Here is a 342-nt window from a genome sequence, read left to right as displayed (position 1 = left end):
GAAGCGCCTGCCCGCAGCGCGATTTCGACGAACCCGGTGCCGGGCAGCAGGATGCTGCCGTGGACCTCGTGGTCGGCGAGCCACGGCTGCGCGTCGGTCGACAGCCGTCCCGTGAACACGACCTCGTCCGGCGCGGCGACGGCGGCGCCGAGCAGCGGATGGTCCACCGCGTCGAGCCCGGCCGCGCCGAGGCCGCGGGCCGCGCCGCCGTCGGTGTCGAGCCAGTAGCGCCGGCGCTGGAACGCGTAGGTGGGCAGGTCGATCGGCGCGCCCGCGCCGAGGTAGGCGGCCCAGTCGACGGCGGCGCCGCGGGCCCAGGCCCGGCCGAGCGCGGTCACCAGT

1 protein-coding gene is annotated in these 342 nt (G+C 77.8%); it reads right to left on the bottom strand.

The features are described from left to right. A partial coding sequence (locus tag ON39_RS33825) for a hotdog family protein (RefSeq protein ID WP_040740307.1) occupies window positions 1–342 on the bottom strand: 342 nt, incomplete at both ends.

Origin of the sequence: Nocardia tenerifensis NBRC 101015 (assembly GCF_000308715.1) — a bacterium.
Taxonomy (GTDB): Bacteria; Actinomycetota; Actinomycetes; order Mycobacteriales; family Mycobacteriaceae; genus Nocardia; species Nocardia tenerifensis.
The sequence above is the reverse complement of the archived record's forward strand: the minus strand, read 5'-3'. Positions and strand labels throughout refer to the sequence as shown.